The organism is Bradyrhizobium sp. 23AC (assembly GCF_054863025.1).
Window position 1 is genome coordinate 190,835 of sequence record NZ_JAVAYN010000010.1, and the last position, 18,911, is coordinate 209,745.

An 18,911-nucleotide genomic window follows, 5' to 3' on the forward strand; every position below is an offset into this window, starting at 1 on the left:
TGTCCTACCACCAGCTCCGCTGCATCGGCTCCGTCGATTGATAGTATTGGTACTGGCCGCGCTGCCGGCGCGGATTGGCCGGCTGTACGTAGGGGTCACGCTGGTAGAAGAAGCCGAAGCCGTTACCGCCATTGTCCCAGCCGTCATCGCTGGCGATCATGGCAGGAGCGGTCGGCTTGCGCGTGATGAAGCCGCCTTGCGGCTGGTCGCTTAACACCGCGACGAATTCGGTCCGGTAATTGGTTTCGCTGCTCAGTGGCTCGTCCGAGATGATGATGGACGAGCGCGGCAATGCAGTCGGCCCGATGCGATCCCAGACGTCCTGCGGGATGGTGATGCGGTCGAGCGCATTCCTCGCCTCGTCGCCGTTTTCGATCGTGACCACGCTCCAGCGCAGGCCCGTAGCGGACTTCGCCATCGCCGTGAAGATATGCGTGCCGATCGGCTGCTCGGGATTGCGGATCGTGACGGGGACCTCGATGCTGGTGTCGAACACTTCGCCGCCGCCATCGGGTGCTGGCTTATGCGTGTTTCGCCGCACGTAGAGCTTCTGCGTCGAGCGGCTGATGTAGACCGAGACCGGCTCACCCGCGAGCTTTGCGTCGGTCGCAGCCTTCACGGCGTCGGCCTTCCTCGCCGCGGTGGCCTTCGCGGCCTCCTTCGTCGCGGCCACGGCATCGCGCTTCGGCTGCGCGGCGGCCTTGGCGGCGTCGAGCTGCGTCGCCGCGTCGGCGGCCTTGGTCGCCGCCTTCTGCTTCAACTCCTCGGCCTTGGCGCGGGCCTGATCGTTCTTGGCGTTCGCGAGCGTCTTGTCGGCGAAGGCGAGCTCGGCGTCAGCGCGGGCCTTCTGCTGTTCCAGCTTGCGCAGCGCAGCAGGAAGCGAAGCAGCTTCCTTCGCGGCAGCGGAAGCAGCCTTCTTGGCCTCGTCGGCAGCCCTTGTGGCCTCGTCGGCTTCGGCGGAGAGCTTGTCGGCCTGCCTGGGCGCTGCCGCGATCGCTTCCGGCTTCGGTACGAACAGCGAGGGGTGAGAGATATCGGTCGGGACCGTATCATGGGGCGAGATGATCACCCGCATCCCGATATAAGTCTTGTCGAACAGGCTCTCGGCGAAGCCGAAGGGCATGCGTACGCAACCGTGCGAGGCGGCATAGCCAGGCAGCGGTCCGCCATGCAGCGCGATGCCGTTCCAGGTGATGCGCTGCATGTTCGGCATCCAGGCATCGTCATACATGGTCGAGCGGTGGTCCTTGTCCTTCTCGACGACGGCAAAGACGCCGGCCGGCGTCTCGCGTCCCGTGGTGCCGGTCGACACCGGCGCGCGCAGGATCCAGCCCTCTGAATCGTAGAACGTGACCTGCTGGCTCTTGATCGACACGATCGCCATGATGGGATCGCCGGCCTGGCGCTGCGCCACCGCCTCGGCCGGCTGGCGCGCCTGCTTGGCCGCGCTCGCCGGCGCGACCGCTGCCAGGACCGCCATTGCCGCCAATGTCACGATTCCGGGAGGCACCCGACGCCGCATCGCCTTGGTGGGTTGCGCCGTCGTCAGTCGGTTTTTCATGCCATCCTCGGTCGAAATGCCGGCCCGCTCGTGCCGATCATGTATCAGATTGCGGTCATTCAATTAAGAAATCGCAGCCGCCATACGTTCCGTCTGTGGCGATATTCGGCCCGCTCCGGCGACAAATCCCTCATATACGACGGCCCGAGCCGGCGGAAGGTCGGTTGCAGCCGGGGTTGGTCCGAACCTGGTGGCAGTCACTGCGGCAGAATGTCCGGCTGTGCCGGCGAGGACACGCCCGTCAGACGCCCAGAGCCTTACGGTTGAAGCCTCGCAGGAAACGCAGCGACAGCGTCCGGACATTGGCGACGTTGAGCAGCCAGGCCGTCCCGACATAGGCAAGGCCACCGGCGAGGCTGACGACGAGGAGCGAGATGAAGCCGGTGCCGCCCGCCTGCGACCGCGCAGCCAGGATCGCAGCCGCCATCGCCGCAGCGGAGGCCGCAATACTGGCGAGGCGGCCGAGGTCGAACGGGACCGGGTGGGCGCGATGCATCAGGACGACGGCAACCAGGAAACCGAGCGCCTCGGTCGCAAGCGTCGCAAGCGCGGCGCCGTAGATGCCGTAGCCGGCGACCAGCGCGAACATCAGGACCACGCTGACCATCAGCGTAAGGAAGGACTGCGCCGCCAGCATGAAGGGCCGCTCGGCGAGCTGGAAGCTGATCTGCACGTAGAACTGGTTGGCGATACCGAAGAAGCGGGCAAGCACCAGGGTCGGCAGCAGCGCCGACACGCCGGCGCGGAAGTCGACGCCGACGAGTGTGCCGGCGACCTGATCCGCCGCAAGCGCGAGCCAGATCGCAACGGGGGTGACGACGACGAGCAGCAGCTCGAGGCTCTCGGTCAGCCGCTCCCGCGTCGTCTCCCTTTTATTCTCGGACAACGACCGGAACACCAGCGGCACGGTGGCCGCGGCGACGCTGGATGCGATCATGACCATGAACTGGCGCGGCAAGTCGGCGGCAACGCCGAAGATGCCGGCGGCGTCCTTGCCGAGCAGATAGGCGACGATCAGCCGGTCGCAGGCCGAATAAACTGCGACGGAAAGCCCGGCGAGCGTCAGCGGCAGGCCGTAGCGGGCGAGCTGCATGAACTGGCTGCGCTGAAAGCGGGCAATCTTCGTGCGGTCGCCGACCAGGTTCAGGATGATGCCGGTGAGCGACCCCAGACCGAACGCGGCAAGCAGCCCCAACCCACCCCAGCCGAGCCAGATGCCGAGGAGGCCGAAGCCGACGCTCGACACGCTGCGCACGATCGAAATCGCGGCAAACCGGTAGGGTCGCAACTTGGCGCGTTCGAACTCCTGGCCGACATCGACCGCATTGGCCATGATCGCGACGAACATGCTGGCAAGCAGCAGCTCGACACTGAGGTCGCTGCGGAACAGGAAGACCAGCGGCGTCGTGGCGCAGAGCACCGCGACGGTGAGCCCGAAGGCCACCATCGCCGTGCCGCGAAAATCCACCTCCGCCGACATCGCCTGATAGCGCGACACCGACAGCTTGATCCAGGCAAAGAAGATCGCGCCCAGAATGCCGGCGAGGCTGATGCCCACGACATAGACGCCGTACTCCGCCGGTGTCAGCAGCCGCGTATAGGCCGTGACCGCGAAGAAGCCCACCGCCGCAGGCAGGATGTAGGCGACGAGATAAATCGAGAAATGGCGGTTCAGCATGCGAGCACGGGACCGGCAGCGGTCTTGCGAGTGTGGCGGCCGTTCATCAATGGGGCCTCGAATGGGGCCTTAAATGGGGCTTTTGGCGGGGCAAACGAATGCGCCGCAGCATCGCTCAAGAGTGTCACATAAGTCTGCAGATCGGGCGGCGAATGAAGCCTTGGAGCCGCTTTCGCGCGTTAGCGTTAAATTTGCCCTTCCCTGAACGGCAAGGCGCGATCACGAAAAGGAACCATGACTTCCACGCGGCAGAGGTTAACCCAACAAGGCGAAACCCCGGCGTCGCGAGGCGCCGCTTGGTACGATGGTGCGTTGGTTCGAAAAGGACGGCCGTGACCAGGCTCGACAGACGCGAATTGCTCCTCGGCAGCGCTGCAGCACTCGCGGCAGGCGCATCCGCGTCGGCCGCACCGGCGTCGAAGCTGGCGCAGCGCCATCAGGGGTTCGGCGCAGCGGCCACGCTCTGGGACCTGCAAGCCGATCCCAGGCTCGGCGAAGCCATCAGCACCTATTGCACCCAGGTCGTCCCGGTGCTCGAGCTGAAATGGCCGATGCTGCGGCCGAATGCGCACACGTTCAACTTCGAGCGCGCCGACGCGATCCTGGATTTTGCGCGGGACAACGATCTGACGATGCGCGGCCACGCGCTGGCCTGGTATCACGACATTCCGGACTGGGCCAAGCAGATCAAGGACACCCGCGGCGTCGAGCGCGCCTATGTCGACCACATCGGCACCGTCGTCTCCTATTATAAGGACAAGCTGACGTCGTGGGACGTCGTCAACGAGCCGATCCCGGACAATCCCCGCAGCCCAAAGGATCGGCGCGATACGTTCTGGACGCAGCATCTGGGTCAAAGCTGGATTCCGCTGGCGTTCCGCACGGCGGCTGCGGCCGATCCCTTCGTCAAGCTCGCGATCAACGAATATGACATCGAGTCGGCCAAGGACTCCTTCATTGCGAAGCGCGCGGCTTATCGCAATCTGATCATGGACCTGCTCGACCAGGGCGTTCCGCTCCACGCCGTCGGACTGCAATCGCATCTGCATGCCGAGCTCGAGATCGACACCCATGGGCTCGCCGAGTTCGTCACCGAGCTGCGCTCGTGGGGGCTTGAGGTGTATGTCACCGAGCTCGACGTCGACGACCAGAAGCTGACGGGCAATCCGGCGGAGCGCGACGCCATCGTCGCCAAACGCGTCGACGATCTCCTCACCGCCATCTCGACCAGCGGCCCGGTGCGTTCGATCCTGACCTGGGGCCTCTCGGATCGCTACAGCTGGATCAACGGCACCTTCGCCCGCGCGGACAAGCAGCCGAACCGGCCGCTGCCGCTCGACGGCGAGTTCAAGCCGAAGCCGTTCATGGACGTGATCAGCAAGTTCACGAAGGACGTTTGAACGCGCGAGCCTAGCTGCGCGTCTTCACCTCGAACTCGGCCGCGTCTCCCATATCTTCGGGCGACAGGCTCGGAGCCCGGCGATCGCGCGAGCTGAGGCGGAATACGTCGCGGATATCCTCGACCGAGGTCGAGGAATAGGACTGGATGCAGAGCGCGACCTGCTCGGGCGAGGCGGCACGCATAAGCGCTTCGATGGCCGGGCGGTCGAGCGGCGTGTCATCCCAATGCGAGACCGCGATACTGTCTTCGGTGACCCGATGGGCGGCAAGATGCGGGGGCGAGTTCGCGACGAAGTGGCCGTACATCAGATATTCCGAGAACTTCTTCTTCCGGCACAGCGCCAGAACCCAGTTCAAGCCGGTCGCCGACTTGATGGCGGCGGTCATCGCGCGCGCGGTGTCCTTGTCCCAGACCAGCGCGTTGCCGACATAATCGTCAGCCGGGAAGGAGCGGTCCTTGATACCGAGAAGCTGATCGACGGTGCGCAGCCACAGCCCATGCAGCGGGTGGTCAGCGCGGATGTCCTTCGGCGTGACGAACAGCGGCGTCTTCTCCGCGCCGGCATATTGGCCGACGTCGAATTCGCGGAAGAACAGATTGTCCGAATCCAGGATGCAGACGCGCTGCTCGGGCGCATTGAGGACGCCGGCGATCTTCAGGATCTGCTGGATGTGCCAGCCGTGCACCGGCGAGGACAGCAGCGACAGCCAGACACGCCGCTTGCTGATGAACTGAAGCGCCGGCGGCAGCGCAAACAGCCATTTCGGCAAGTAGCGCGAAGCCGGAACGATGACGCGCTTGTCGGAGGCGAAGCGCGCGAACAGCGGCACATCCTCATCGTTAACGAGAACATAATGCCGCGTGTATCCCGAGAGCCAAGTGTCGATGCTCTCGCTGAGCAGCGAAAAGCGTTCGATATCCTTGGCATAGCTGGCGGTCAGCAGGGCAACGGAATGCATGGAGCGCGCTCAAATGGCCATCAGGCCGTACTCATAGCGGCGTCGGGATGCGTTGGATACTTCCATTCGCAATCAAGGTAAAATGAAACGAAGCGTTAGCCATCCGACGGCAGTCCCTGCTCGATCCCGCGAAAGCGCAGCGGCGCCAGAGCCGAGGCGCGCTGCCACCAGTCGGCGACGCGGTCGTCGAGCGCGGTCGTGCCGCGGCCGTGGCCGGGGAAGATCCGGATCTGCTGCACCGCCTCGGCTTCGAAGCCCCTGCCCTTGCGCGTGATCTTGAGCGCGGCGCCTTCACGGTCCCTCTGGGTCAGCGGCACCAGCAGGCGGCCGCGCGGCCGAAGCGCTTGGAGCCAGAGCGGGTGCGGATGCGGGAATCCGGCATGGACGATGATCACGTCAGCGGGTTCGCGGATCTCCTCACAGCCGTCGCCATGGACCACCTCGACGTTGTGATAAGTCTGAAGGAAACTTGCAGCGCGGCGCGCCAGGCGCTCGTCGCATTCGATGGCGATCACCCTGCCCTTCGGCCCCACGAGCTTCGACAACACCGCAGAGAAATAGCCGAGCCCGCAGCCGATCTGGACCACGCGGTCCTTCTCCTTGATGTCGAGCAAATCGATGAAATGCGCCCACAGGCTCGGCAGCCCGGTGTCCAGCTTGCGGCGCGCGTCGATCGCGACCAGCACGTTGTCATAGAGATGGACGGGATCGCCATCTGGCGTCAGCCGGTAGCTGCGCGCCGCTTCACTCTTGATCCGCCAGGGCCCTCTCGACAGAAAGTCTTCGCGCGGGATGGCGGCGAGCGCTTCGAGCAGGCGCTTTGAGACAATCCGCTCGCGCTTTGCGATCTTCTCAACGTAACGCGCACGCGCGGCGGCAAAGTCACGCATATCAGGGATCGGCGCGTTCGCGGACCGGTGCGTCCGCACCGAGCTCGTTGACGAGCTGCACCGCCTGCTTCAGGTCCGGCGTGTAAAAACCCTCGCTGAACTTGCCGACAACGGGCACGAGCAGCAGACGCGCGTGCTCGCGCCTGCCGGCCTGATGCGACAGGCGCGCGAGGCTGACGGCGGAGCGAAGCTCCCAGGACAGCGCGCCCTGCTTGCGCGCGGTCTCCAGCGAGAGCGCGAACAGATCGCCGGCCTCCTGGGCCGAGGCCGGGTCGCCGTCCGACAGCGTGATCTCGCCTTGCAGGCGATAGACTTCGGCGAGATAGGAGTGATCGCCGGTCCGCCGCGCGGTCGCGAGCGCACCGTCAAGCGCGCGCAAGGCGGCCTCGCGCATCCCGACCTTGGCGTAGGCTTCCGCAAGCAGGCAGCGGAACCAGCAGCCGGCGAGCCAGGAATCCATCGCCTCGTACTCGTCGAGGCCGAAGCGCATCTGGCTGAGGCCTTCATCGGCCTCGCCGAGTTGCGCCAGCGCCCAGCCGCGCAGGATCGCCGCCTGCTGCTTCCAATGCAGGAAATTATGTTCGGTGGCGATGATCATGGCGCGGTTGGCATGGTCGCGCGTGCCCTCGACGTCGCGCAAATGCTGGCAGAGATACGCACCGAACACGAGCGCGAAGGCGAGCGTGAAGGGATGGCGGATCTTCTCGGCATTCGCGATCGCCTGCTCGCTGTGCTGGCGCGCCGCGTCGGGCCGGCCGAGGAACCACAGGAGGTAGCCGAGATAGGACAACGAGACGACGCCGGGATCGGTGCCGTGCCGCTCCATCAGATCGGAGTGGAGATCGGGGCTGTAGAGATTGATGCAGCGATGCAGATGATGTTGGGAAGCGGCAAAGCGGCCGCGATAGAGCATGGTCATCGCGATCGAGCGGTGCGCCTCGATCAGATAGCCGGTCTGCTGCGCCGGCTGCGTCCGCTCGTTGAGCCGCTCGCGCTTGGCGAATTTCAACAGCTCGACGCTGAGATCGTGCGCGCGGGTGAGATCGGCGCGGATGAAGTGGCAGACCCAGAGGCCGCGGGTGGCGGCAAAGATCTTTTCGTCGTCGTCGAGCTGCTGGCCGAGCTCGAGCGCGCGGATGTAGTTCTCCTCGACTTCCTGGACCGCGTAGCCCTTGGCGGCGATCAGCGCATTGCCGAGCGCGATGCGTAGCTCGAGCTCCATCTCGTCGGCGCCCTGCATCCGCGCATTGGCCTGCACGACGCTGAGGCCGCGGCGCAGATGGCCGATCGCCTCCAGATTGGCACCGCTCTTGGCCGCCTGCTTGCCGGCCTTGAGCCAGAAGCTCGCGGCGCCCTCGCTCTGGCCGGATTCGGTCATGTGATGAGCGAGTAGCTCCGGTTCGCGCTCGGTCTTCTCCGGATACATCTCGGCAAGCACCTGGGCGATCCGCGAATGCAGCTTGCGCCGCTCGCTGTGCAACAGGCTCGCATGCGCAGCGTTCTGGATCATGACGTGCTTGAAGGAATAGAGCGCGTCGGGCGGAAGGCCGCGGCGCATGATCAGCCCCGCCTGCTCCAGATGATTGAGCGCGGCCTCGATCTGCTCGGCCGGCGTGTTGGCGACCGCGTGCAGCGTCTCGTAGGAAAACTCGCGGCCGATGGTGGCGCCGATCTGCGCGATCCTCTTGAACGGCCCCATCCGGTCCAGCCGCGCCATCAGCGAGTCGGTCAGGGTTGCCGGGATCGCGAGCTGCCGCCACGGGCCCGACAGCACGTAGCGCCCATGCCGCTCGGTCAGCAGGTTGGATTCGAGGACCGTCTTGGTCAGCTCCTCCAGGAACAGCGGCACGCCGTCGGTCTTGACGATAATCTCCTCGACGACCTCCTTGGGCAGCTCTCTGCCGGCGACGCGCTCCACCAGCGTGGTGCGCAACTGCCGGCTCAGGCGGTTCAGCACCAGCGTCGTGATGTGCGAATGCGCGTTCCAGCTCGGCTGGAATTCGGACCGCGCGGTGATGATGGCCAGGATCGGCCGGTTCTGCACCCGGTCGACCAGGAGGTCGATCACCTCGCGGGAGGTCGGGTCGATCCAATGCAGATCCTCGAACGCGATCACCAGCGGCATCTCGCGCGCAAGGCCGAGGAAATGATTGACCAGCGCCTGGACGGTCGCATCCTTCTGCTGCTGCGGCGACAGCCCGAGCCGCGGATAGCGGTCGCCGGTCGGTATCGACAACAGCGCGGCAAACAGCGGCGTGACCTGCTCGATGTCGCCATGAGCGGCGGCGATCGCGCTCTCCAGGCTCGCCAGCGACAGCGCGGACGCATCCTCGCGGTCGAGGCCAAGGGAGAATTTGAGCTGCTCGGCGAACGGATAGAACGCGGTGGACGTGTAATAGGGCGAGCACTGGAACGAGACCTGTCCATGCCGGTCGCCCGATATCCGCTCGAAGATCTCCTGGATGATGCGCGACTTGCCGATGCCGGGCTCGCCGAACTTGACCACGACCTGGCCGTCACCATCCTTGGCCTGCTCCCAGCGGCCCATCAACAGCGCGATCTCCTCCTCACGGTTGACGAGCGGCGTCAGTCGCGTGCCCATGGCGGCGGCGAATCGGGTCTCCACCCTCGAGGCACGCACCACGTGCCAAGCCTGCGTCTTCTCGGATATCCCCTTCAAGGCGTGGACCCCGAGATTGCGGTAGTCGAACTTCCCCTTCAGCAGCGACTGGGTCGATGAGGAAATCACCACGCCGTTGGGCGGCGCGAGGCCCTGCAGGCGTGCGGCGAGATTGACGGTTTCTCCGACCGCGGAGTCGCGCTCTTCGGTGCCCTGTCCGACGAGGTCGCCAACTACCACGAGACCGGTCGCGATCCCGATGCGGACGGCGGGTGCGTGGCTGAGCCCACCGCGCAGCTCGGTCGCGCGTGCGGTCGATAGCAGTCGCACGATCTCGAGCCCGACGCGCACCGCGCGCTCGGCATCGTCCTCATGCGCGGTTGGATAGCCGAAATAGACGAGGATACCATCGCCGACGAAACGGGCGGCAAAGCCCTCGTAATGCTTGACCACGCGGACGCAGGTTTCGCGGAAACTCGCGATCATGTCGCGGACGTCTTCCGGATCGAACTGCACGGACAGCGAGGTGGAATCCACCATGTCACAAAACATAGTGGTGAGCTGACGCCGTTCAGCGCCGACCTCAGTGCGCGTTGGTGGCACCGTTGTCGCGGGCGCCTCGGCCGTTTCCGCTTGGAACAGCGCCGCCATCGCCCGCCGCAGCCGCTTGCGATCGCCGAGTGGCAATCCGAGCTCGACCAGATCGGATTCGGTCAGGTCGCCCATGACGTCGAGATCGAGACGGTGCTGTGCGAAGAGATCGGTGTAATGTCCGAGGCCGACGCCCTCGAGCCAGCGCTTCAGCCCGCCTTCCCTTCCCGTGTCCGGCCCATTCTCCAGCATGGTGATTTCTGCCCGACCATAATTCCGTCGAAGGGCTTAGGACCCCTCAACCACAGATTTTGGGGCCAAAACTTCACCTCAGACTGGACGCGTTCCCTGACTTCTTGGAAGAATAGCTCAACCGGATCAAAAGGGAACGGAATTGTCGGACGTCACACTCCCAGCCCCGGAGGAATCAAGCGGCACGGCGGCGGAAACGAAGACATTCGCCCACATCGGCGGCGTTCTCGATTTCTACGCCCGCAAGACGCCGGCGGCAGCCGCCCTCCTCGCCCCGGGTCGACCCGTCCTCAACTACGGCGCGCTTGGCGAGGTGACGCAGGATCTCATCCGCACGCTGCGCCGGCTCGGCATCACCCCTGCCGACCGGATTGCGGTTGCATTGCCGCGCGGCGCCGACAGCGCGCTGGCGCTGATCGCGGTCGCCTCAAGCGGCGCCTGCATCCCCGTCAATCCCGATCTCACGGCGGACGAGCTGCAACGCTATTTCAGCGAATTGAAGCTGACCGCGCTCGTCACCCGGGCCGACATGAACTCCGCAAGCCGCGACGTCGCCAAGGCGCTCGATATCGCGGTGATCGATTTCGTGCCGGGACCGCAAGACGATCTGGGCGGCGGCAAATTCATCGGTCCGACGGTCGGGCCGGCGGCGACCGGCGGCGCCTCGCGCGGCGACGACGATGCGTTCATCCTGTTGACGTCGGGCACGGCGGCGCGGCCGAAGATGGTGCCGCTGACGCATCGCAATGTATGCCTGTCCGCCGCCAATGCCGGCCGCGTGCTGTCGCTCACATCCCACGATCGCCTGCTCAGCGTCCTGCCGCTGTTTCATGCCCATGGCCTGATCTCCGGCCTGCTGACGGCGTTGGCCGCAGGCTCCAGCGTGATCTGCACCGACGGCTTCGATGCACTGTCCTTCTTCGGCTGGATGCGGGAGCTGCAACCGACCTGGTACACGGCCGTGCCGACCATCCATCGCGCGCTGCTGACGGCGGCGGAATCCGACCCGGACCGCGCCCGATCGTCGTCGCTGCGCGTGATCCGCTCGGCCTCGGCCTCGCTCGCGCCCACGATCCTCCATGGGCTGGAGGCGACGTTCGGCGTCCCCGTGCTCGAGACCTACGGCATGACCGAAGCGGCCTCGCAGATCGCGGCCAATCCGTTCGAGCTGCGCAAGGTGGGATCGGTCGGGCGGGCAGCAGGCCCCGAGATCGCCATCATGAACGAAACGGGCCGCGAGCTTGCGAGCGGCGAGCGTGGCGAGATCATGCTGCGCGGACCAAACATGAGCCGCGGCTACTACAACGACGAGGCGGCGACACAGGCCGCCTTCCGCAACGGCTGGTTCCGGACCGGCGATCTCGGCTATCTCGACGCTGACGGCTATCTCTTCATCGTTGGCCGCATCAAGGATGTCATCAACCGCGGCGGACAGAAGATCTCACCGCTGGAGGTGGAAGAGGTCCTGCTCAGCCATCCGGCGGTGCTGGAGGCCGGCGTGTTCGCCGTCCCGCACGAAAAGCTTGGCGAAAACGTCGCCGCCGTCGTGGTGCTGCGACCGGAGGCCGAGGCGACCTCGGATCAGCTGCGCCAGTTCGCGCGAAAGCGGCTCGCAGCCTACAAGGTGCCGAGCCTGATTCGCAGCGTGGCAGCTCTGCCGAAAGGCGGCAGCGGCAAGGTCAAGCGCAACGTGCTGGCCGAGCTGATCGCCAAGCCGGAGAACGGCGATGAGGCGCGGCTGCCGCGCACCGCGCTGGAGACCCAGCTCGCCGCGATCTGGGCTGCTCTCTTGGAGCTGCCGCAGGTCGGAATCGATCAGGACGTCTTCGCGCTCGGCGCGGACTCGCTCGCAGTGACGCAGATGCGCTCGCGTCTGCGCGAACGCTTCAACGTCGACTTCTCGTTCGAGGACATCTTCGATTGCGCCACGGTCGCCGCGCTTGCAGCCCGGATCGACACCGCCGCAAGCCGGCGTGGGGCGGCACTGCCGGCCTGGCGGCAGGCGACGGAAGCAGACGCGCCGCTCTCGTTCCAGCAGCAGCGGATGTACGTCCTCTCGCGGCTCGATCCGACCCGCTACAATTACAACGTCGTCGAAGTTGCCGTGCTCAAAGGCCAGATCGACGTCGCCGCACTTCAGGCAAGCCTTGGCGCGATCTGCGCGCGCCACGAGGCGCTGCGCTCGGTCTTCATCGAGCGGCAGGGCGAGCCGGCGCAGCTCGTGCTGCAATCGCCGCCGCGGTTCGAGCGGATCAAGCTCAAGCCCTGTCCTGCCGACAAGAGGGCCGCAGTGATCAGGCGCGAGGCGCTCAAGCTCGCGCAATATCCGTTCGACCTTGCGCGCGAGCCGCCGCTGAAGGTCACCCTGCTGTCGTTCGATAAGACGAGCCATGCGCTGGTGGTCAATGTCCATCACCTCGTCACCGACGGCTGGTCGCAACGCCTGTTCTGGGAGGAGCTTGCTGCCCATTACTCCGCGGCACACAAGAAGAGCGTGGCTGCCCTGCCCGCGCCAGCTTTTCAATATCGCGACTTCGCGCTCTGGCAGCAGAGCTGGGCACTGACGCCGGCAGCCAAAGACCAGCTCGACTATTGGCGAGGCCATCTCGACGGCGTCACCACGCTGCCGCTTCGGACCGACCGGCCAAGGCCGGAGGTCTGGAGCGGTCACGGCGCTCGCCACTATTTCGAGTTCTCCAAGGCTCTCTCGGGCGATGTCCGAGCATTGAGCCAGGATCAGGGCGTCACGCCTTTTATGACGCTGCTCGCAGTCTTCCAGTGCCTGCTGTTCCGCCACACCGGGCATGAGGACGTCGCGACGGGATCGCTGATCGCCAATCGCAACCAGATCGAGAGCGAGCGCCTGATCGGGCTGTTTGCCAACACCCTGATCCTGCGAAACGATTTTGGCGGCGACCCGAGCTTCAGCGAGATGCTGCGGCGGGTCCGGCAGGTCACGCTCGATGCCTACCGCAACCAGGACCTTGCGATCGAGGAGGTGTTGCGCGCATTGCAGATCGCACGCCGCAGTGACGGCAATCCGCTGTTCCGGATCATGTTCATCCTCCAGAACGCCTCGATCGAGGCGGCCCGCTTTCCCGGCCTCTCGACGCGGCGGCTGGAGATCGATCCGAAAGTGGCGCGCTTCGACATCACGCTCGAGCTGGTCGAGGCCGACGGCCGCTTCACCGGCTTCTTCGAATACGCCACCGACCTGTTCGACGCCGCGACGATCGGCGGCATGGCCGCGCAGTTCAAGACAATGCTCAAGGCTGCCATCACCAATCCGGAACAGCGCATCTCGCGACTGCCGCTCCTCAACGAGGCCGAACGCCGGCAATTCCTGGCAACAGGCCGGGGCGTGCCGGCCAATTTCACCATTCGCGGCAATGTGAGCGAGCGCTTCGACCGCCAGGCCAGGACGACGCCGAACGCAATCGCGGTAACGGATGGACACACCTCCCTGAGCTATCGCGAGCTGGCGCGCCGCAGCCAGTCGGTTGCGCGTTGGCTGGTGCGCGAAGGGATCGGTGCCGAGAGCGTGGTGGCCTTGCTTGCGGATCGCGGCCCCGACCTGCTCGCCGCGATGATCGGCGTGCAGCGCGCGGGCGCGGCCTTTCTCAATCTCGATCCCGAGCTTCCACCGGCGCGGCTCACGACCATTCTCGGATCGAGCTGCGCCCGCATGCTGCTGACGACGCGTGCGCGGTCACCCATGGTCGGGGCGTTACTTGAACCGCTGGTCGAGCGCATCCCGGTGGCCGAACTCGAAGATGCGATCGCCTCGGGATCGACCAAGCCGGCCCGCGCGGTACGGCGCGCAGCCTCCGGCCTCGCCTATCTCATCTATACGTCCGGCTCCTCCGGCGCGCCGAAAGGCGTCATGATCGAGCAGCGCGGGCTGTCGAACCATCTGGCCTCGCTGATTGCCGAGCTCGGCCTCTCCGCCAGAGACGTGATCGCGCAGTCCGCGCCGCAGAGCTTTGTCATCTCGGTCTGGCAGTTCCTGGCGGGGCCGATGGTCGGCGCGCGCGTGCATGTCTGCGACGACGCGATCGTGCAGGACCCGATCCTGCTGGCGCGGGAGATCGAGCGCGAAGGCATCACGGTGCTCGAGATCGTCCCATCGCTTTTGCGCGTCATCGTCGAACGGATGAACGAGGCGCCGATCCAGCGCGCCTTTGCGAGATTGCGCCTCCTGATCTCGACCGGCGAGCCGCTGCCCGTCGAGCTCTGCCGGGCCTGGTTCGCGCGCTGCCCAAAGGTGCCGCTGATCAACGCCTATGGCGCGTCGGAATGTTCCGACGACGTCTCCCTGCATCGCCTGACCAAGGCGCCGGCGACCGCGACCAGCAACGTTCCGGTCGGCGCGCCGCTGCCGAACACTCAGCTCTACGTGCTCGACGCCAACCTCCAGCCGCAGCCGGTCGGCGTGACCGGCGAGCTCTGCATCGGCGGCGCAGGCATCGGCCGCGGCTATGTCAACGATCCCGCGCAGAGCCGGCAGCGCTTCCTGCCCGATCCGTTCTCGCGCCAGCCAGGCAGTCGGCTTTACCGCACCGGCGATCTTGCCCGCCGCCGTGCCGACGGGACGATCGAATACCTCGGCCGCGCCGACCATCAGGTCAAGGTCCGCGGCTACCGTATCGAGCTCAAGGAGATCGAGAACGCGCTTGCCGACCATCCGGGCGTGCGGGCCGGCATCGTTGAGCCGCGCCACGAGGCGAGCGGCGACGTCAGGCTGATCGCCCATATCGTCGCAAAGCCCGACAGCCGGATCAGCGCCAGCGAGCTGCGCGAATTCCTGAAGAGCCGGTTGCCGGGCCACGCCATTCCGTCCGCATTCCTGTTCCTGGATCACGTACCGCTCAACGCCCATGGCAAGATCGACCGGTCCGCACTGCTGGCGCCGACGCAGCACGAGGCGCCCGGACCGGACGCGCCCGTGCCGGCGCGGCGCTTTACTGAAAAGGTGCTGTCCGACATCTGGATCGACCTGCTCAAGGTGGACAGCATCGGCGTCACTGACAATTTCTTCGACCTCGGCGGGCACTCGCTGCTGGCTGGCCAGACGATGGCGCGCGTCGCCCGTGCGCTCGGCGTGTCGCTGCCAATCAAGACCATCTTCGAGGCACCGACGATCGAGGCGCTTGCCCGGCGGGTCGACCAGGCCATGGCGGCGACGCCGCGCAAGCCTGTCGCAAGCGTGACAAGCCTGGCTGAAGCGAGCCTGACCGACAGCGGCGGACCAACGCTCTCGATCGCGCAGGACCAGATGCTGCGGATCGAGCAGAACCTCCCGGGGTTGCCGCTGTTCAACCTGCCCTTCGCCTTCCGCCTACAGGGTCCGCTCGATGCGGCCGCCCTGGCAAGGGCGATCGAGGACGTCGTGCGCCGGCACGAATCGCTGCGGACCGCGTTCGGCTGGAACGGTGAGGAGCCCGTCAGCCATATCGCCGCACCCGTCACCCTCGGCCGTGTCCTGACCATCGAGACGATCGGCGACGGTCATCCCCACGCCAACAAGCGGCGCAAGGCGCTGGAGTTCCGGAAGATCGATCTTCTGATCCAACAGGAGACCTCTACGCCGATCGACACGACGCGCGCGCCGCTGTTCCGCGCCCGGCTGTTGCGGCTCCATGACGACGAGCATGTGCTGCTGCTGACGCTGCATCACGCCATTGTCGATGGCTGGTCGATCGGCGTGCTGTTCGAGGAGTTGTCGAGCCGCTATGCGGCGCTGGCCGGATATCCGTCGGCGCCGCTGCCGAGCCCGCCTCCGGCCTTTTCGGACGTCGCACGCTGGCAGCGCTGGTGGTGCGGCACGGACGCCGCCCGCCGGCAGGCGGCGGACTGGACGGAGAATTTGCGCGGCGCGGTGCCTGTCTTCGACGGCGAATCAAGCCCGGGCGCGTCCACCGGGCATCATCCGGTCAATCTGGATCGTGAGCTGATCAGCCGGCTCACGGCGTTCGCCGGCCGGCACAATGGCACGCTGTTCATGTGCCTGCTCACCGGTCTGAAGGCCCTGCTGCTGGCCCGGACGGGTCGCACCGACATCTCTATCGCCACCGCCATGGCCAATCGCGCCCAGCCGGACACCGACCGAATCGTCGGCCCATTCGAGAATACGGTGATCGTCCGCACCAAGATCACGCCGGAGCTGTCGTTCACGCAGGCGCTGGCGCGGGTACGCCAGAGCGTGCTCGACGCGCATGCGCGGCAGGAGCTGCCCTTCAACATCCTGGCCGACCATCTGGAGCGGGAGGGGATCGATCCGGCCTCGCTGCTCCAGGTCTATTTCACCCTGCAGAATCCGCTGCGCCAGCCGCTCGATCTCCCGGATCTCGCGACAGGATCGATCGGCAACATCGCACGCGAAGGCCAGCCGGTGCTGCCGATCGACCAGACCTGGCTGTCGCTGATGCTCAAGGAGCGCCCGACCGGCATCACCGGCTCATGCAACTACAAGCACGAGCTACTCGACGGCCGCAGGGTCGGCGCGTGGATGGAGGATCTCGTTGCGCTGCTGGGGGCCGCCGTCGCCCAGCCCAACACGCCGCTCGACGGATTGCTCGCGCGCAACGCGGCTTGAGCGGATGGCATCACGGACGAATACGGGTTCACTCGTCAAAGCTGTGCATGACCAAGTTGCATCTTGATTATTTGGCGCCGCCGCGCAAGATTATTCCGGCGTTTTGATTTGGACGATTATTTTCAACCTGGGGAGTGTTATGGGTTTCATCAAATTTACCAAGGGCACCTCGTTGAGCGACAAGGACCGCAAGGCCCTCCAGAAGTTGCTCGGTGCCGAGAAGAAGAAGCTCCAGTCCGCGCTGAAGGACGTCGACGCCAGCCTTTCGGTGCTTGGCGGCTCGAAGAAAGCCAAGAAGAAGAAGAGGTAAGATTCGTCGGCCGGGACGCCGAACGAATCTTCAAGCTTCGCTTTTCGGGGATGGGCCGCTCGCGTGTCGAGTTGGGGTCTCGCACAAGCTTGCGCCTGTAAACCGGCCTGCAAATCGACAAGAATTCGCCCGGGTGGACCGCTAGAAGCGGTCCGCTTGATTGATTCTTGCTCAGTTGTTTCTTCCGTCGGGACCGGGGATCTGCCCTCGGCCTGACGCAAAAGGCCCAATTGATGGCGGACGACAGAATTGAACTCTTTGTCGGACTGATCGAGTCCATCGACGCGCCGGGCGCGGTCGAGGCGTGCCGACGGCTGCTCTCGGTCGACGAACGGGTCCGGGCCGATCGCTTCATGTTCGAGCGGCATCGACGGCAGTATATTTTCGCGCATGCGATGCTGCGCCTGGCGCTGTCGCAGATCGCCTCCAACGTCGCGCCGTCCGACTGGTCCTTTGCAGCCGGCCGCTATGGGCGGCCGTTTGTCGCAGCGCCCGCGACCTCGAGCGCGCTGCATTTCAGCCTGTCTCACGCCGACGGCTGCGTTGCCTGCGTCGTGTCGAGGCACGAGTCCGTCGGCGTCGACGTCGAAACCGTGTCGCGGCGGGTGGCGCCGCTGTCCACCGCGCTTCGCTTCTTTGCGCCGGAGGAGGTCGAAACGCTGCGCGCACTGCCGGAGCCTGCGGCGACCGAGCGCTTCTTCGACTATTGGACGCTCAAGGAAGCCTATCTGAAGGCCAGGGGCTTTGGGCTCAATCTGCCGCTCGACGCCTTCGCGATGCAGGTCTCGCGCGAGGCCATCGAGATCAGCTTCAAGCCCGATATCGCCGACGATCCCGACGGCTGGCGCTTCTCGCTGTGCTCGCCCTCGCCCTCGCATCGCCTCGCGATCGCCGACGGCTCCCGTGCGGACGGTGGCCTTCCCATCAGCCGCAATGCCTGGCCGCTCCAGGAAGCGGCTGAATGACGCCGCCGCGGCTGCGCGTCTTTCCCGCGATTTCGCGCAACCGCGACCCCCAGAAATATATCGGCGAGCTGATGCGGGTGGCGCAGTTCGCCGACCGCAACGGCTTCGAAGGCATTTTGCTGTTCGAAGGCAACGACGTGTTCGTCGAGCCCTGGGCCATGGCCCAGCACATCCTGGCGGAGACGACGCGATCTTCGCCGCTCATCGCCGTCAATCCGGTCTACATGCACCCGTTCACGGCGGCGAAATTCGTCTCGTCCCTTGCGCAGCTCCACGGCCGCAAGGTCTATCTCAACATGATCACGGGGACCGCGGTCAGCGACTTGCAGGGCCTCGGCGACGACCAATCGCATGCCGACCGCTATATCAGGCTCGGCGAATTCGTGGAGCTGATGCGGCAGTTGCTGGCGAGCCCGCGGCCGGTGAATTTCGAGGGCCGCTTCTACCGTGCCCACCATCTGCAGCTTCGCCCGCGCCTGCCGGCGGAGCTGATGCCCGAACTCCTGATTGCGGGGCAATCCGAGGCGGCCCAGCGCGTGGCGAAGGAGACCGGCTGCATCAAGATGCAGATGCTGCCGCCGGATCTCGATCGCGGCCTCAACGCGCCCGGGATGAATTTCGGCATCTTCGCCCGCGAGGGACGCGAGGAGGCGCGGCAGGCTGCGAAGCTGCGTTTCCGCGACAACCCTGACGATCGCGAGCTGCTCGCGCTCACCGTCGAGAATAGCGACTCGGTGTGGAAGCGGCGGCTGTATGAGGGACAGACCGGCGAACTTCAGGACAATGGCTATTGGCTGCTGCCGTTCCTGACGTTCCAGGCCGACTGCCCCTATCTCGTCGGCAGCTACCAGGAGATCGGCGCGAAGCTGAAGGACTTTGCGGCCAAGGGTCTGACCACTGTTATGCTCGACATGGTCGCGGACGAGGCCGAGATGCAGCACGTCTGCAAGGCGCTCGCGGCGAGCGGGATGTTTTAGATCACTCTCGCCGTCATGCCCGGGCTTGTCCCGGCCATCTACCCTTTGCTCCACGCGCGAGGAACGTGGATGCCCGGGACAAGCCCGGGCATGACGACCAACGCGGGGAGA

General features: G+C 65.7%; 10 protein-coding genes. 5 read left to right on the forward strand and 5 right to left on the reverse strand.

The features are described 5' to 3' along the window. Positions 1–4: 4 nt before the first annotated feature. The gene (locus RAD10_RS23770) at positions 5–1,561 is read right to left on the reverse strand and encodes a L,D-transpeptidase family protein (protein ID WP_461619456.1); all 1,557 of its coding nucleotides are present in this window, start codon (positions 1,559–1,561) and stop codon (positions 5–7) included. A 241-nt stretch (positions 1,562–1,802) separates the two neighbouring features. Continuing rightward, the gene (locus RAD10_RS23775) at positions 1,803–3,239 is read right to left on the reverse strand and encodes a lipopolysaccharide biosynthesis protein (RefSeq protein ID WP_461619457.1); all 1,437 of its coding nucleotides are present in this window, start codon (positions 3,237–3,239) and stop codon (positions 1,803–1,805) included. A 332-nt stretch (positions 3,240–3,571) separates the two neighbouring features. Between RAD10_RS23775 and RAD10_RS23780 the strand changes: the two genes are divergently transcribed. Next, entirely contained in the window at positions 3,572–4,639 is a 1,068-nt protein-coding gene (locus RAD10_RS23780) for an endo-1,4-beta-xylanase (protein ID WP_461619458.1), read from the forward strand. Between the two features lie 10 nt (positions 4,640–4,649). Here RAD10_RS23780 and RAD10_RS23785 read toward each other — a convergent pair whose 3' ends face one another. The 3 genes from RAD10_RS23785 to RAD10_RS23795 all read right to left on the reverse strand — a co-directional run bounded on the left by RAD10_RS23785 (position 4,650) and on the right by RAD10_RS23795 (position 9,953). Then, positions 4,650–5,600, reverse strand: coding sequence for a DUF6492 family protein (locus RAD10_RS23785; protein WP_461619459.1), 951 nt, complete (start codon positions 5,598–5,600; stop codon positions 4,650–4,652). A 95-nt stretch (positions 5,601–5,695) separates the two neighbouring features. Next, on the reverse strand, positions 5,696–6,490 hold the full coding sequence (locus RAD10_RS23790; protein ID WP_461619460.1) for a protein-L-isoaspartate O-methyltransferase family protein: 795 nt from the start codon (positions 6,488–6,490) through the stop codon (positions 5,696–5,698). Position 6,491: 1 nt separating this feature from the next. Further along, on the reverse strand, positions 6,492–9,953 hold the full coding sequence (locus RAD10_RS23795; RefSeq protein ID WP_461619461.1) for an AAA family ATPase: 3,462 nt from the start codon (positions 9,951–9,953) through the stop codon (positions 6,492–6,494). 142 nt (positions 9,954–10,095) lie between these two features. On the opposite strand from RAD10_RS23795, the gene RAD10_RS23800 reads away from it, so the two are divergent. The 4 genes from RAD10_RS23800 to RAD10_RS23815 all read left to right on the forward strand — a co-directional run bounded on the left by RAD10_RS23800 (position 10,096) and on the right by RAD10_RS23815 (position 18,800). Next, positions 10,096–16,548, forward strand: a complete 6,453-nt coding sequence (locus RAD10_RS23800; protein ID WP_461619462.1) for an amino acid adenylation domain-containing protein — start codon at positions 10,096–10,098, stop codon at positions 16,546–16,548. A gap of 139 nt (positions 16,549–16,687) precedes the next feature. After that, entirely contained in the window at positions 16,688–16,858 is a 171-nt protein-coding gene (locus RAD10_RS23805; protein WP_162832248.1) for a hypothetical protein, read from the forward strand. Between the two features lie 233 nt (positions 16,859–17,091). Beyond that, positions 17,092–17,823, forward strand: a complete 732-nt coding sequence (locus tag RAD10_RS23810; protein WP_461619463.1) for a 4'-phosphopantetheinyl transferase family protein — start codon at positions 17,092–17,094, stop codon at positions 17,821–17,823. Beyond that, positions 17,820–18,800, forward strand: coding sequence for an LLM class flavin-dependent oxidoreductase (locus RAD10_RS23815; protein ID WP_461619464.1), 981 nt, complete (start codon positions 17,820–17,822; stop codon positions 18,798–18,800). The genes RAD10_RS23810 and RAD10_RS23815 overlap by 4 nt, the downstream gene beginning before the upstream one ends. The last annotated feature ends 111 nt before the right edge of the window (positions 18,801–18,911 follow it).